Source organism: Pseudomonas sp. (assembly GCF_040514055.1).
Taxonomy (GTDB): Bacteria; Pseudomonadota; Gammaproteobacteria; order Pseudomonadales; family Pseudomonadaceae; genus Aquipseudomonas.
Window position 1 is genome coordinate 84,930 of record NZ_JBEVDL010000076.1, and the last position, 14,797, is coordinate 99,726.

The window sequence follows — 14,797 nt, forward strand, 5'->3', positions numbered from 1 at the left end:
TAGCAATTAAGTGGCGGGTGCGCAGACTTGAACCAATCCTGGGTATAAAACCTATACTATGATTCTTTGATTGTTGAAGTTGATGAGATGTTGACGAACGGCGGCGATGAAAAAACTCCTCTGCCTAAGTCCTCCTCTCCACTGTGAACATAAGTTTTTGACCAGCGCTCCACGGTTTTTAGATAGAGTTGTCTTTTTTCCTTAAGGCTCTTTATCTCGTCTCTATCAAACATTGATTCAATACCCAAAAATGCCTCCTCGCCACTCCTAAATGGATCAAGCAAGCCAAAAGAACTCCAAGAAATCAGCAGAGACCATATACGGATCATAAATGAAAAATCTTTATCGATTTCATCCCATTTAACGATCGGAATTTGTTCGTTGTGAGATATAAGTTTGTTTCTGTATAATATTGTTTGAGAGTTTTCATTTGTGAATCGACCAGACTTGAGGTGTAGAGCTAAATTAATATAATCGTATTCAGCTTTTACGCATGCACCGTCCTCAAGCATCGATGGTGAGGTCTCATCCCAGAGTTTTCTCAGTGAGTTGTCACGTTTATCAGTACTCAGAAGTTTCCCGAAAATTGAGAATATTCCATAAATAGCACCTACATACCACTGAGAGTAGAAGCTACTATATTTAAAAGGGTTGGTTTTTGTATCGGTATTTTGAAATGCAAAAATAGCTGATCGCCATTCAATGAGCTCAATTATTAACTCGTCAATTCCCTGGGGGAATTTTCCGTTTTTGAAATCTTCGGATTGTTTAAGTTTAATTAACTCATTTAATTCGTCTATCCAAAGCGATTTTGACTCCTCATTGCGGGCGTTATCTGTCATTTCTTGGTAGTGAGCTATTGCTATGTTAATGTCTTCAATGGATTTGTTTTTATTTGTTTTAAAGATAACGTATTCTTTAGCTTTGCTGATGGTTTTGAAATTCAATTTATGCCCCTGCGTATTGAGTTTTTAATGAATTTGGGTTTGAATATATTTCATAATGGGTTCCTAGGTCCTTGCTGTTCGATAGCGCTCCGCTCTCCAAGCTACAGTTATAGTCGCTTTCTCTGAGGCTGTGGGGGATTTTGGTGATCAACATTGGGATGTGATTGATTCACCTTTTTAGCTGAAGACGTTGAGCGGGGTTCCTGGATACAGCTCTGGACGGCCACTCGGTTAGGGTCAAAGACGCAGCGACGCATCGCCCAAGAGCAGATTCCAGCTGGCAGCCCATACGTGTGCCACAACGCCTTCAGGTCGTCATCCTTGATGATCTCGCCCTTTTCCCCGGTCGTGAGTTGCTACCAGTAGGCTTTAAAATTGCTGGGGGGCTCGTGACGTTGTAGATGTACTGACCGCCGTCGGCATCGATGATCGCCGCAGCATTGACCGAGAGGCACTTGTGGTCGCAGGTTCAAGCTGATCTTAGGTCTTCAAGCGTCGTGTACTGAGAGGGTGTAGCTAGAGCTGAACTGCTATTTGCTGCTCCGGATAGTCATTTATGACAAACATTTCTTGAGGCTCTTCGGTCAAGACACGAAAAACCAAGTACACCCAGAGCGCAGCTGTCGATATCGCTATTATTGCAATGGTGAGGCGCACTTTCCTGTATTGCAGTTTGCCCGCTATCGCTAACCCGGCTGCAACGCAACCCAATAGGAAAAAAAACACTGTCGTGAGCATCCTAGAAAGTCTCAGCGACTCTAAGCATGCCTCGGCACATCCCGGGCTTATCTTGTATGCACCATAAATTATAGCGAGCGTGAATATTATAATTGTGGTTGCAGTCAATAGGCGCTTTATCATTTTACTTCCCAAAACATAATCTTTGTGGCTGCACCTAGGTCTGACCATGCGTCTGGTACTGAATTTATACCAAACCCAAATCGTGCAATAGCCACAGCTACCCCCTCTAAACCCGAGGCTGTTAGGCGGCTGCCATTCCAAAGGTCAATATGATCACCAGTAGGGGCTTTTTCGCCTGGACGTGCCCAGTAATCAGCGAAGTACACAATGCCGGTGCGTCCTTTTATTTTGCTTTCCCAGTCTTTGCCCGTTATGTCTATTGGTGCCTCAATGCCATCTATCTTCTGGCCTGCAAGCCATTTCGCCATTTCTTGTGCGCGTATCGCCGCGCGCGTGGCCCCTAAAGAAACAGCAGCACCTTTATAATTTTTAAGACTAAATCCTGCACCTTCTAATGCGACGCTAACTTTAATGGCGCACTGGTTATCGTAACCAGCAGGTGGCTTTCCTGTTTCTGAATCAATGTAGGGCTTTTTACTTGGGTAGGCTTTCCATAACGCAGCGAAGGTGATAGTTGTTTTTTTAGGGGGATTTTCATTGCTTCGGCCTACTACACCAGGCGCGCAGGACGCGACGCGGGCCATTGTGCCACGGTCGATAGGGGAGTTGTTTATTCCAGATAAAGGGCCGGGGCGGCGCATTGTCATTGTCTAAATCCCTTTAAGTTTTGATGACTAATTGATCCTGGGGCAGGTATCAGTCCGTGATATCGCTCGTGTGAAAACTGCTCAATATGTTTGCTTGGATTCTTCACCTTGGAACACTAACCGGTAGGCGCTTTATGCGTCCACCGGCAGCGCCGAGGTTTCAGCGCTGGCTCTCATTTCCCAGGCGGAAAGTAAAAGGGGCGATGGCGTGGTGCTCGCGTTAGGTCGATTCGGCTTCCTGGCTCGCTCCCGAAACCTCCGCTTCCAGCGCACTGGTGTAGCCGCTGTCGCTGATGCTGTGGATGATTTTGGTGATCAGCCAGGGGTTGGCGTTGATCTCGGCTTTCCAGCCGCTGACCTGCAGCGGGGTTTCGGGATAGAGGTCTGGCCGGCCCCTGGCCAGGGTCAGGGTGAAGGTCGCGGCGCCGCGTTGCACCCGGGCATATTCGGCCTTGGCGGCCCGTAGCGCGCTAGCGGCGCTGGCGTAGGTGTGCCGCAACGCCTTGAGGTTGTCGCCGTCGCCCTCGATGACCTCGCGCTTTTCGCCGGTGGTGTCCTGCTGCCAGTAGGCCTTTACACCGGTATAGGCGTCTCGGTCGGTGACGCTGTAGGTGTGTTGGTCGCCATCGGCCCGGGTGATGGTCGCGGCTCCGATCAATCGCCCGCTGGCGGTGGCGCCCAGGCCGGCCGGCATAAACAGCAACTTGCCGTCCTTCACCGTGGCGATCGCGTCGTGCTCGCTGGCCAGGCGCGTCAGCAGGTTTATGTCCGATTCGTTGGTCTGGTCCAGGTGCTGGACGGCCACCGCCGCCAGCGCGTCGCTGATCACCGGTTTCAGACCCTGGGCCTGGGCCACGCTCTTGACCAGGTCGCCGAGGGTGGTCTGGTGCCAGCTCTTTTCCTTTTTGACCCGCAGGCCCTCGCGTAGGTCGGCGCTACGGGCGCGGATGGTCAACTGATCCGGCGCACCGGTGTGGCTCGATTCGTCGACGGTAAACAGGCCTTTACTGGTCAACGGCGAGCCGTGCCAGCCGATCGCCAGGGCCAGTTGCACGCCGGAACGGGGGATCGACAACCGGCCGTCGCTGTCATCCAGCACCAGGTCGAGCTGGTCGGCTTCCATGCCACGGTTGTCGGTCAGCGTCAGGCTGATCAGGCGACCCTGGATGCGCGCGGTAATGTCCTCGCTGTCGAGTGTCAGGCGGTAGGCCGGGCGGGGCTGTGTGGCTGTCTGTGCGCTCAACTCAGGAACCCCTGGTCTGGCGTGATGAGGTTGCCCAGCAGGTCGACCTGGTCGTCGTCGACCCGCTTAAGGCTCAAGGTGAAATCGATCCGCCGGGCCGCACCGTCGCTGAAAAACAGCGTGCGACCCTCGGTCAGGTCCTCGATCACGTACAGGCCGTAAATCACGCCCGTGCCCTCGACCAGGGGCCAGGCTTCGCCCTTGTCTGCCATCACGCGCACCGTGTCGAGGGGCTCGACCCCGCCGCTGATTTCGGTCATCAGCACCCCAGTCAGGGTGATGGTGTCGTCGCCCCGGCCCAGAAACTGCGAGGTACTCGGCGCTCCGACCCGCGACTGCGACGGGTGACGCCAGCTGGTTTGCCTCTGAAAGTCCTGGTAGGCCAGGGTCGGCAGCTGGAACACGAACATGCCCAGGGTCATCAGCATGGAATTTTGCATGGGGTTACTCGCTATCGCTGAGGCGCGAGCGGACCCGCGCGGCTTTGTTGCGTTCGCGCTCGTCCAGCAGCTGGTTGAGCGTCTGGCGCAGGGCATTGGTGTCGGTACCGGCGCCGGCCTGGATGGTGATCTGGATGGTGTCGCCCTGGATGACCATCGGCGCCTTGGCCGAGCTGCCACCGATTGGGGCGCGGTTGTCGATGGCCATGCCCGCCGCTAAGGGCATGGCGGCCGCGCCCAGGGCCAGCCCAGCGCCGGCCTGGGTCATGCGCTTGCCCAGCTTACTGATCATCGCCAGTGGGCCGTCGCTGCCGCCCTGTAGGCCCAGCGTCAGGCCCTGCATGGTGTAGCCGCCCAGCTCGGCGAACACCCGGCTGGGCGAATGAATGCCGAGGGTGTCCTTGAACCAGCCGGTCACCGAGTCGCCGGCGCCGGTCACCGCGTCCTTGACCGCGCCCAGCTTGCTGGTGATCCCGTTGATCAAGCCCTGTAGCAGGTTGGCGCCAAACTCGGTGAATTTGCCCGGCAATTCGACGCCGAAGTACGACATGGTCGAAGCGAAGGCGCGGTAGAACAGGCCGAGGGGGCTGAAATTGGTCAGGGTCTGAGTGATGCCGCCGATGCCGCCGCTAAACCCGGTTTTCATTTCCTGCCACAGGCCCGTGGCGCCGACCTCGATGCGGTTCCACATGCGTTCGAAGAACGGCCCGACGGTGTCCCAGTTTTTGTACAGCAGGTACGCGCCCAAGGCCAAGGCGGTGATGACCAGGCCAATGGGGTTGAGCATAAACAGGCGGCCCACCCACATGATCGCCCGGCCCAGCATCGGCAGTGCCTGCTTGGCGATGCCGACTAGCACATGCCGCAGCCAGGGCAGGGCGTTTTTGGCGAGACCCACGAGAGTCGGGAACAGGCGGCCGAGCATTCCGCCAACGCCTAACCCACCCACCCTGAACACGGCGAACGCGTACCGAAGCGCGATCATCGGCCCCCACATTGCAGCCAAACCAATCGATATGGCGCCAAACACCAGCAGCAACGCCGCCGCCGCTGCCACGACCTTGACCAGGGTGGCGGCCAATTTGGGGTTTTCGCGGGCCCAGGCGCCGACCTTGTTGGCCATTGAGCCCAGCCACTTCACCAGCTGTTTCAGCTCCGGGGCGATCGCCAGGCCAAACTCGGCCATGGCGTTTTTGAAACTGCCGTCTGCAGCGTCGGTGATGTTTGTCAGGGTCTCGAGCTGCTCGTTCACGCGCTTGCGCAGGTCGGCCTGGTCGTCCATTTTGGCGACGACCTCTTGATAACCGGACAGGCCTTTGTTGATGAAGGTCTCGATCACTCGCTGGGTTTCGTTGTCGTCGCCAAACATGGCTTTCATCACGCTTACGCGGCCCACATCGCTCAAGCCCTTGAGCTTGTCGAGCTGTGCGAACATCTGTTCCATGCCGCCAAACGATCCCTTGCCGTCGGTGAAATCCAGGGTGAACCCGGCTTTCAGTTCGGCCAGCGCTTCGTTGGCCTTCTCGAAGCGCTTGGCGTCCAGGCCCGACTGAAACACTTTGCGGATGGCGTTACCGGACGATTCACCGGCCATGCCGGCCTGATCCATCATCACCAGTAGCGGTGCCAGCGCCTTGGCCGCCTCGAGGCCTTCTTTCTTGATGACCCCCATCACCGGGGCCAGGTTGCCGAACCCGGCCAGCATGTTGTCGCTTTGCACCCCGAGGTAGTTGGCGCGCTGGATAACGTCCATCAGCCCCAGCATGTCGCCTTCCACCGTGCGGGTAGAGTCCTGCATTTTCGCAGCGAACTCGGCAGCGTCTGCGGGTGCCTTCTTGAGCAGCACGCCGAGGTAGGCGGCGGCCTCGCCGGTACCGCCCAGGATCGATTTGGAACTGATGCCCTGCTGCTGCAAGGTGGCCATCATTTCCTGGAAGTCGGCCGTGGTACCGGGCAAGCGGTCGCCCAGTTGGGTAGCCATCTTGCTCAGCTCCGCGAACTCGGCGGCCACCGTGCCGTCACTGCGCATCATCGAGACCTTGAGCGAGGTCATGGCGTCTTCGGCGGGCGCGAACGCGTCGACGATCTCCTGCAGCGGTCGGCTGATCGCGTAGGCGGTGGCCACGCTTACCGCGCCCACCGTGGCCATCTGGCCGGCCATCTGCTGGCCGTTCTGGTAGGACACGCCGGCAGCGTCCAGTTGGGCCTGCTGGGTACTGATCGCTGCCAGCCGTTCCTTCTGTTCGCGCAGGGCATTGTTGACGCCGTTTATGTCGCGCTTGAGCTTGTCTTCATGGGTGCCCAGATCGTTTGTGCGCACCCCCGCATCGCGCAGCGAGCGCACCAGGGGCGACAGCTCGCGCCGCTGGCCCTGTATCCGGGTCGTCAGGTCCCGCACCGCCTCATTTGCGCGGGTGAAGTCGCGGCGGAATTTGTCGGTGGTCTGGCCGCCTTTTTTCATCTCTTCGCGCATTTCGCGCAGGCGGCGCTGGGCGGTATTGAGCTTGGCGGACGTGGCGGTAATGGCCGCTTGCTGCTGGCGGTACGACGCGATATCAGCCTGCTGACGCTTGAGCGCCTTCAGCTGGTCGACCGTGGCTTTCATGGCCTCGGCGGTGTGGCGGCTGCCGGCCATGATCTTTTTCAGCGGGCCGGTGACTTTGTCCACGGCCGCCAGCAGCACGCGCAGGCGCAGGTCTCTCGATGACATGGGGTTGCCCTTATCGCTTATTCATCGGCGCCGCTGCGCTTGCGGGCTTGCTCGCGCCACATCATCAGGTCCACCAGGTCGAGCTGATCAAGCTCGGTGGGGCCCCAGTGGAATATCACGGCGATATCCGCCATCGCGTCTTCTACGCGGCGGGGAATTCCGTTTTCGTACTTTTCGGCGCTAAAAAAAGCGCGACTTCCATGCCCAGCTGCAGCAGGTCGGCCGGGTCCATGCCGGCCACTTCGGGTTCGGTCAGGATCGGCGAGCTGATGCGCGGCAGCACTTTTTGCAGGGCGTTGACGTCCATCTGCATCAGGTCGACCAGGTTCATGCCGCGCAGCTCGCCCGAGCGTGGTTTGCGCAGGGTCACGCGGGTGATGGTCTGGCCGCTGCGCACGATCGGGGTGTCGAGGTCCACGCTGTGTGGCGGCTTGGCGGCCGGCTCGGTGGCGGCGCTCGGGCCTTTTTCTACGGCGATCTGGGGAGTGGTTTGCATGGTCGTTTCCTCGGTACCAGGTAGGCCGGCGTTGCGGCCGGCGGTAGGTGGCTAATGGGGTGGGGTTAAAGCCCGATCGCGCGGCGCTGGGCGGCCAGGCGGTCAACGCCGTTGACCATTTCCACCATGCCGACGGCGTCGATTTCGATCAGGGTGGTGCCGTTCATGATCAGCTTGTAATAGCTGACGGTGCTGACCACCTTGAACTCGGTTTCCTCGCCGGGCTTGGCTTCGCCCTGGTCGATTTCTTCATGCCGGCCGCGCATGACGATCTCGATCGCATCGACCGAATCGCTGTCTTCGCGCTGGTAGGCACCGGCGAAGCGCAGGCCCACGCCATCGTGCTTGGCCAGGCCGAATTGCTCCATGACGGTGCGCATAAAGCCGCCACAGGTCCATTCGCACGACAGCACTTCCATGCCCTGGTCGATCTTGATTGGCACGTTCATGCCGCCGCCGCGCCATTCCTCCATTTTGCGGACCAGCTTGGGCACGGTGACGCTGGCGACCTGGCCGTGAAAGCTTTCGCCGTCGTCGAACATGTTCATATTTTTCAGCTTGCGGGGCAGGGCCATGGTGGGCGCCTCCTAGTTGAGAGGCCCTTAGGCCGTGATACGTTTGGCGAAGTCGACCAGGTAGCGGTCGGTGATGCGCTGGCGAAGGCTCAAGTCCTCGAGCGGCGGCACGGGGGTGTAGTCGTAGTCGATGTAGAGCTTGCCGGCCTTGAGCGTCACGGCATCGTTGGCGGTCTCGTCGTACCAGGCCTGGGCGTCGATGATCAGCCCGTTGGCGCGCATCTCGCGAAACTTGGCGTTGATGCCCTCGATAATGTCGCGCACCAGGCTGGGGTGCATGGGCTTGTCGATGGCCCACAGGTGCGCTTCGGCGATGGTGTCGGCCAGCACCTGAGCGGTGCGGGTGTAGTTCTCGAACGCGAACAGCGGATCATCGGAACAGGTGCGCGAGCCCCAGAAGCGATACCCGCCCGTGTTGACCAGGGTGGTGACCTCGGCGGCGTTCAGGTAGCCGGCGTCGGTGGCGGGGTCCTGCAGGTCCCAGAACACGTCCTTGCTGATCCCGGTCACACCATTGACCGGCATGTTCGACAGGGTCTTGTGGAAGCCCACCTGCTGGTCGAGCTTGGCGCGCAGGCCCAAGGCCCGGGCGGTGGCCCACTCGGTGCGCGCGGCGCTGGCGACAATGTCCCAGCTGAGGAAGTCCGGCCAGATAACCATCACCTCGCGCTGGCCGAAGTTCTGGCGGTAGGCGCTAGCCTCTTCCTTGGTGGCGCAGCCCCAGGCCGACACGTAGGCGAAGGCGCGCAGCTTCTGGGCGATGCCTGCCAGTTCGACCGCGACCGCCTGGGTATCCAGGCCCGGGCAGCCGATGATGCGCGGCTTGACGCCGAGCTTGGCCTGGGCGGCGAGCAAGGCTTTCATGCCGGTCAGCTTGCCGGCGGCGGTGGTGGTGCCGATCACGGCGGTGGTGGTGGCGGCTTCGTCAGCGCCTTTCTGCACCCGCACGACGATGCACACGGCGTTGGTCTGGTCGGCGATGGCGTCCAGCACCTTGGCCAGGGTGCCGTCGGTACCGGCTTTGCCGATCGCCGCCTGGGGGTTGGTGATCAATACCGGGGTGTCGAGCGGAAACAGGGCAATGTCCGCGTCGGCCGCGGTGGCCACAAAACCGATAACGGCGGTGGACACGGTGCGGATCGGGCGGACGCCTTCGTTGATTTCGATGACGCGGGCGCCGTGGTGATAGTCGGCCATGGGGTGGAACTCCTGCGCGTTGGCGGATAGCTGGCGGGCAGGGTGACGCGCGCGCGGTGTCAGGTGTAGCGCCGGACTTTGTAGGAAGGGTCCATACAAAATCCGGTATGCGCGAGGGGCTTAGCGTTCGGCCGCGACGGGGGGCGTGCTGAGAATTTGCGTGCGCCGCTGCAGGGTGATCAGGCCCTTGCCCACCAGGTAATCCAGGGCGTTCCCAACGGCCACGGCTTGCAGGTCGACGAAGCGCGTCAGGCCCACCAGCGCCAGGAAGTCTTCGATCACGATGTCGTTTTTGCCTTGGGACCGCACCGCCAGGCGTTCGGCATCGGCGAAGCGGGTCAAGAAGGCATAGGGCGTGATGCGCCAGTCGAGCGCCGGCGCCGGCCCAGTCACCACGACCCAGGTTTGCGACCATTGGCCCTCGGCCAGGACGGGCGGGCCCTCCTGCAGGGTCTGCCCGGGCTCCACGGTGGGGCGCTCAGTCGTCAGCACCGGCGCATAGCCCAGCGCGAGCACGTCGGCGGGCTCGAGCACGCTGGGCAAGGTGCTGGGCGAGGCCCGTTCGCGGATATCGTTTTCGAACAGCGGGTATTCGTGCGTTTGGGTATCGATATACATGCGTTATCCCACCAATTTGAGAGTGACATAGCCCGAGCCACCGGCCGCGCCGGGCTGGGCGTAAGTACCGCCCGTGCCGCCGTTCGGGGTGGCGTAGGGGTAACCGGTCGATCCGGCCGAGCCCGCGCCCCCGGCTCCGCCAGTGGCCGTGACGGCGGGCGCGCCTGGTACATAGCTGCTTTGGCCTGGCGCGCCGGTGCCCGCGACCCCTGACGTGCCGATACCGTTGCCGCCGGCACCGCCGGCGCCGACGCTGATAGAGACCGGACCTACCAGGCTGGTATTGGTCTGGACCACGCCGCCGGGAGAACCGCCCCAGCCCTCATAACCCGGCGAGCCACCGCCGCCGCCACCGCCGCCGCCCTGGGTGGTGACTTGGTAGCGGCCGGGATGGGGTAGCGTCCAGCTGGCGGCCCCCAGGGTGGCACTAAAGGAACGCGTCCAGCCCAGGGGTTTAGGCCGAAAAAAGGTCAGGCTGATCATGTAAACACCCCCGCATCGACGACCATGCCGTAGATCACGGATCGGCCGGCCAGCTTGTAGAAGTTCAGGACCTCGCGGCTATTGGCATTGCTCTGCAGGGTCGGCAGGCCCCCCGTCCAGCGAACGGTAGACGGCCACGCCAGGGTTTTGGCACCGCCGCTGCGGATTTCCAACTGCCAGGACACGATCCGCCCGGCCGTCTCGGGGATGTTGTCGAAACTGATGGTGGTGGTGCCACCGGTACCGCTGATGGTCACCTCGAGGGTGAACAGCTCGGCCGCGCCGACGTTGACGCTAACCGTGTCCGTGGTGCCCTTGGTGGTGGTGGGCAGGGCGATGATGGCGCGGGTGCGGCTGGCCAGCTGCGTGTTGACCACTTCCTGAAACGCGGTGAAGGCGACCAGGTCGGCCTTGGTGGCCGGATTGAAGTTGCCGGTGTGGAACAGCTCGACCCAGGGCCCCACCGACCCGTTGAACACCGAGCGATACCAGCGGCGTTTCGTCGCGCTCCCCGTTGACGTGATTTCGAACCAGTCCTGGTTCACCGTTGTGCCGACGCCCACGGTATTCATCAGCCCGAAAGGGGTGGGCAACGTGCCGGTGGTGCCGGTACCGCTGTCGCAATAAACCGAACATTTCGGCACGGAACCAATAGTGTCGATATTGCCCAGGAAAGTCGGGGCGTTGCCCAGCAGCCCGCCGTCGCCGACTTTCAGCACACGGCCCGCCACGCCGTCGAGGGCGGTGGTGGTCAGGTTGGCCCAGGCGGCGGTGCCGGCCGTGGCGCTGGTCAGGTACTCGAACCAGAGGTTCCAGGCGGCGTTGACCGCGTGGTAGGTGCGAACCCACTGCCGGGCCAGGATGCCCTGGTTCGTCTGACCGATAGGGGTGAACACCTGAAACAGATTCGTGGCGCTGAACCGCACTACTTCCAGGACGCCATTGGGGTTGACCCCGGCCGGCAGGGTGCCGCCCGGCGAGGCCACCGTATAGGGCCCGTGCGGAGTGTTAACCGTGTCGACGTTGGCCAAGGCAGGCGGGGCGAGGGCGCCCAAGCCGCCGTAGCCCACCGGCATCAGGCGGCCGAGGGTGACGTCGTTGTTGGCGGTGGCCACGTTGGCATTGGCGGCGGTACCCAGGGCCGCCAGACGGTCTTCCAGCGCCTTGATCAGGGCGTCGACGGTCACCTGGGCGCTGCGCAGGCGCAGCACGTCCTCGCTCAGGTCGTTGTCGGGGTGAACCAGCGGCAGGGCTTTGTGGGCGGTGCGGTCATCGATCATGGGGTCACTCCGTGCACACAAGGCGCAGGTTGCGCACGCGCGGCCGGGCCGCCGGGGTGCCGTGCAGGGTCAGCCGCACGCGCACGTTCTGGGCGGTGATCCCGGTGTTGATGCTGCTCAGCTCGAGGGCGTTGCCATCGGTGACCACGGCGGTGGGGTTGGCGCAGGCCAGCCAGGCGCCGCCGTCCTTCTGGTACTCGGCCACCACGCTGCTACCCGCCGGCAAGGTGGCGTCGAACACCACGCGCAGGCGTACGTTGGTGCCGGCGGTGACGGCGCGGCTGACGTAGTCGCCGACCGTGGCCAGGGTGCCGCCGGCGAGAAAGGTGCCGTGGTCCAGTTCGCCCGACAGAAATTCCGTGGCGCGCACGGTGGCCTGCACCGCGATATTGCCGGTTACCGGTGCCGCGAACTGCAGGTACTGGCCGTCCGCGACGGCCACCACCGTGGCGTCGGGCAAGGTCAGCTGGTATTCCACCGTCGCGCCCTGGGCGACCGAACGGCCGCTGCCCATAAACCGGCAGTCGGTGATGTTCGCCGCGGTGAAGTGCCCCAGGCTGATGGTGCGGGCGGTCTCGGTGTAGTGCGCGATGTTGAAACGGAACCACAGGTCGCGGTCCTGGTGCGGCGTCCAGGTCTGGGCGTTGGCGGAACTGAGCAGCACGCCGATCTGGTAGGGCTGGGTCGAGACCCAACTGGCCGTGCTGGTGTCGTACTTGCCCAGCTCGGCGATGGCCAGTTCGTGGTCCATGTCGTCGGTCAGCACGACCAGGGCGTACTCGATGCCGGGGAACAGCACCGGCGGGTTGTCGAACACGGCGTTGATCAAGTAGCTCGAGGCCGGCAGCACGTTGTGGTAGGACTCGGCCAGCACCGCCGAGGTCGGCACGCCGTTGCTGGTCTCGCGAATTTGCACGGTCAACGGGCGGCTGCCGCCGCGCTTGACCATTTTCAGCTCGACCGATTCGGGCTGGCACAGGCGGGTGACGCGGAACGTCTGCGCCAGCGGGTCGAGCACGCAGGTGCCCGGGTTGCGCAATTCGTACTTGCGCACGTTGACCAGCCAGGCCTCGATTGACGGGAAATCCGCCGGCGACAGGCCAGGCGGGTAGCCGGTTTCGGTCTGCTGCGCGGCGGCGCGCGGGTCGGTAAACGAAATATCCCAATCGGCCTGGTGGGTGGTGATCTTCTGGCTGGTGGTGCTTTCCAGCGTGCCTTCACCGGTAAACACCGCCTCCGCCCAGGTGGCGCTCTCGCCGGTGAACATCACGGTTTTACGGCCCGTGCGCACGCCGGCCGGTATGCGAAACGCGCCGGTCAGTACGCCACTGGCGTTGGCGATCAGGAAGGGTTGCGGGGTCACGCCGATGCCGTCGAACGTCAGCTTGACCAGGCGTTCACCGGGGCCGAAGCCCTGCAGGGAAAAGCCGATATCGATCTGGCGCAGGGTCTCCAGCGGCTTGCTGGCCACCGTGCTGACCACCTCGGTGGTGGTGATGGTCCGGCCGTTCGCCCAGTAGTAGGGGCTGGCGGGGACGCCCAGGCGTTGGGTGATCGGCGACGACCATTTGGTTTCGGTGTCGGTCCAGCGGTCCAGCGCCGGGTTCAGGGTCGCCTTGGCCGGCATGGGCAGTTGCGAGCCGTAGGCGTTGATTTTCATGCTGCCGGTGAGCGCGGTCTGGGCGATTTCCAGGGCGGGTACCCGCGCGCAGCGTTGTTTCAGGCCGCCGGTTGAAACACTGGCGCTCATCAGCTGTTCATTGGTGATCGGCAGCACCAGTTCGCCGTTGACGATCGAACCGCTTTGCACGACACCGGCGTCGCGCAGGCTGTCGTCGATAAAGGGGTCGACGAAAATGCCGCGCTTGATGCCCGAGTCGCGCACGCTGGCGTCGGACAGCAGGCGCTGTTCGGCCACGCGCTGATAGATATCGTCGATCCGCGCTTGCATGCGGAACAGCTCCGGCATGGGCACCACGCGGGCGCCGTCCACGCTGACGCTGCGTGTTGTTTTCAGCCAGGTCTGGCGCACGCTGGCCAGCGGCAGCAGGTAGGGCGGGACCATGGGGGCGATGGGGTTGTCGAGCGCGGCGACGCCGGCGATCCACACGTGCGCGCCGCCTTCGTCCAGGCACAAGCGATCGATGCGGGGCAGCTTGGACCGGTAGGTCACCAGCACCAGGGTGCCGACCACGCCGCCTTCGACGCTGAAGCCGGCGCCGTCCGGCTCGATCGGGGCGGCGGTCTTGATGTGCTTATAGGTCACGCTGTAGGTGGAACCGGTGGCCGGTTCCGCGCCACCCGGCGACCAGTCCACCGCCGCCGCGCCCAGCTTGTAGTCGGTATTGACGGTGTAGGTGGTGCCGCCTTGCTTGACGCTGACCAGGGCGATCACCGCCGGATCGGGCAGGGCGTCGTGCACCCCGACGAAGGCGCCGTGGGTGAGGGTGACGGTCTTTTCTTCGGTGAGTTGGACCGTCTCGATCAAGGCGATCGCCGGCCGGTTGACGTTGATACGCTGCCGCCCGACGGTGGTGATCAGGTGCGGTTCCGAAGAAATCAGCCGGGTTTCCGGGGTGGCGTCGTAGGTGATGCGGCGCGAGGTCGACAGGTCGACCGACTGACCGTTGACCCGGGCGCGACCCTGGGCGATCAGCCAAGTCTGCTTGTCGCCGGCGGTCGGGGTGTCGAGCAGCTCGACTGACAGACCTTCGATCACGTAGGAGCCGCCCGACGAGTCGCGGTCATAGCGCGAAATCGCCTGGGTCACCGCGTCCAGGTTCGGCGGCGCCATCTTCTGGCGCACGATGCCGTCGACCACGGTATAAACCGGGTAGAACTCGTCGGCGCGGGTACCGGCCACGCCCCACACGGCGACCATGCGCATGCGCGCGGCGCCCGGTTCCATGTAGCCACGGGCGCCCACGGCGGGATTCAGCAACGCCGGGTCCTCCAGCTCGGTGACCACCGAGGTCACGAGATAAGCGCCAATGGTCACGGTACCGACAATCGCCACCTGCAGCTGCGCCGGCGCGATGCCGCGCACGGCCCCGTTCAGGTACAGGGCGCCGGCTTCGGCCTTGGCCACACCGGTCTGGGGGTCCACCAGCAGTCCGGCGTCGCGGATGATGTCGCCGTCCTTAAGCAGTACGTCCGTGATGGCCTGCAGGCGGTGGCGCTGGGCCGACTGGATTTCGTTGAATTCCGCGGACTGCAGAATGCGATCGCTGCGAAACAGGTGGCTGTCGTAGCCCTTGGCAGGGTCGAAACGATCATAGATTTCGTTCATAGCGGGCCTCG

The 14,797-nt window shown here is 62.2% G+C and carries 13 protein-coding genes; all 13 read right to left on the reverse strand.

The window, feature by feature from the left end; translation table 11 throughout:
* Positions 1–56: 56 nt before the first annotated feature.
* A complete protein-coding gene (locus ABWY06_RS19965) occupies positions 57–947 on the reverse strand; it encodes a hypothetical protein (protein WP_353927323.1) in 891 nt (296 codons plus the stop codon).
* 857 nt (positions 948–1,804) lie between these two features.
* Positions 1,805–2,455 (reverse strand): T6SS effector amidase Tae4 family protein, encoded by a 651-nt coding sequence (locus ABWY06_RS19970; protein ID WP_353927324.1) that lies wholly within the window; start codon positions 2,453–2,455, stop codon positions 1,805–1,807.
* A 220-nt stretch (positions 2,456–2,675) separates the two neighbouring features.
* Entirely contained in the window at positions 2,676–3,698 is a 1,023-nt protein-coding gene (locus ABWY06_RS19975) for a phage late control D family protein (protein WP_353927325.1), read from the reverse strand.
* Complete coding sequence (locus ABWY06_RS19980; protein WP_353927365.1) at positions 3,695–4,126, reverse strand: phage tail protein; 432 nt, start codon at positions 4,124–4,126, stop codon at positions 3,695–3,697. Before ABWY06_RS19980 ends, ABWY06_RS19975 begins: the two co-directional genes overlap by 4 nt.
* 16 nt (positions 4,127–4,142) lie before the next feature.
* Positions 4,143–6,848 (reverse strand): phage tail tape measure protein, encoded by a 2,706-nt coding sequence (locus ABWY06_RS19985; protein WP_353927326.1) that lies wholly within the window; start codon positions 6,846–6,848, stop codon positions 4,143–4,145.
* A 17-nt stretch (positions 6,849–6,865) separates the two neighbouring features.
* Positions 6,866–6,982, reverse strand: coding sequence for a GpE family phage tail protein (locus ABWY06_RS19990; protein ID WP_353927327.1), 117 nt, complete (start codon positions 6,980–6,982; stop codon positions 6,866–6,868).
* An 8-nt stretch (positions 6,983–6,990) separates the two neighbouring features.
* Positions 6,991–7,344 (reverse strand): phage tail assembly protein, encoded by a 354-nt coding sequence (locus tag ABWY06_RS19995; protein ID WP_353927328.1) that lies wholly within the window; start codon positions 7,342–7,344, stop codon positions 6,991–6,993.
* A 65-nt stretch (positions 7,345–7,409) separates the two neighbouring features.
* Positions 7,410–7,919, reverse strand: coding sequence for a phage major tail tube protein (locus ABWY06_RS20000; RefSeq protein ID WP_353927329.1), 510 nt, complete (start codon positions 7,917–7,919; stop codon positions 7,410–7,412).
* Between the two features lie 27 nt (positions 7,920–7,946).
* Positions 7,947–9,116: a phage tail sheath protein gene (locus ABWY06_RS20005; RefSeq protein WP_353927330.1), complete on the reverse strand. Its 1,170-nt coding sequence runs from the start codon at positions 9,114–9,116 to the stop codon at positions 7,947–7,949.
* Positions 9,117–9,236: 120 nt separating this feature from the next.
* Positions 9,237–9,734, reverse strand: coding sequence for a hypothetical protein (locus ABWY06_RS20010; protein WP_353927331.1), 498 nt, complete (start codon positions 9,732–9,734; stop codon positions 9,237–9,239).
* Between the two features lie 3 nt (positions 9,735–9,737).
* A complete protein-coding gene (locus tag ABWY06_RS20015) occupies positions 9,738–10,217 on the reverse strand; it encodes a hypothetical protein (RefSeq protein ID WP_353927332.1) in 480 nt (159 codons plus the stop codon).
* Positions 10,214–11,497, reverse strand: a complete 1,284-nt coding sequence (locus tag ABWY06_RS20020; protein WP_353927333.1) for a hypothetical protein — start codon at positions 11,495–11,497, stop codon at positions 10,214–10,216. Before ABWY06_RS20020 ends, ABWY06_RS20015 begins: the two co-directional genes overlap by 4 nt.
* Before the next feature lie 4 nt (positions 11,498–11,501).
* Complete coding sequence (locus tag ABWY06_RS20025) at positions 11,502–14,786, reverse strand: DUF4815 domain-containing protein (RefSeq protein ID WP_353927334.1); 3,285 nt, start codon at positions 14,784–14,786, stop codon at positions 11,502–11,504.
* Positions 14,787–14,797 lie beyond the last annotated feature (11 nt).

What these genes read in the sequence shown, in the direction of transcription:
- ABWY06_RS19970 (WP_353927324.1), bottom strand. Translation starts at nt 2,455, where the DNA reads ATGACAATGCGCCGCCCCGGCCCTTTATCTGGAATAAACAACTCCCCT.
- ABWY06_RS19980 (WP_353927365.1), bottom strand. Translation starts at nt 4,126, where the DNA reads ATGCTGATGACCCTGGGCATGTTCGTGTTCCAGCTGCCGACCCTGGCC.
- ABWY06_RS19985 (WP_353927326.1), bottom strand. Translation starts at nt 6,848, where the DNA reads ATGTCATCGAGAGACCTGCGCCTGCGCGTGCTGCTGGCGGCCGTGGAC.
- ABWY06_RS19990 (WP_353927327.1), bottom strand. Translation starts at nt 6,982, where the DNA reads ATGGCGGATATCGCCGTGATATTCCACTGGGGCCCCACCGAGCTTGAT.
- ABWY06_RS19995 (WP_353927328.1), bottom strand. Translation starts at nt 7,344, where the DNA reads ATGCAAACCACTCCCCAGATCGCCGTAGAAAAAGGCCCGAGCGCCGCC.
- ABWY06_RS20000 (WP_353927329.1), bottom strand. Translation starts at nt 7,919, where the DNA reads ATGGCCCTGCCCCGCAAGCTGAAAAATATGAACATGTTCGACGACGGC.
- ABWY06_RS20005 (WP_353927330.1), bottom strand. Translation starts at nt 9,116, where the DNA reads ATGGCCGACTATCACCACGGCGCCCGCGTCATCGAAATCAACGAAGGC.
- ABWY06_RS20010 (WP_353927331.1), bottom strand. Translation starts at nt 9,734, where the DNA reads ATGTATATCGATACCCAAACGCACGAATACCCGCTGTTCGAAAACGAT.
- ABWY06_RS20015 (WP_353927332.1), bottom strand. Translation starts at nt 10,217, where the DNA reads ATGATCAGCCTGACCTTTTTTCGGCCTAAACCCCTGGGCTGGACGCGT.
- ABWY06_RS20020 (WP_353927333.1), bottom strand. Translation starts at nt 11,497, where the DNA reads ATGATCGATGACCGCACCGCCCACAAAGCCCTGCCGCTGGTTCACCCC.
- ABWY06_RS20025 (WP_353927334.1), bottom strand. Translation starts at nt 14,786, where the DNA reads ATGAACGAAATCTATGATCGTTTCGACCCTGCCAAGGGCTACGACAGC.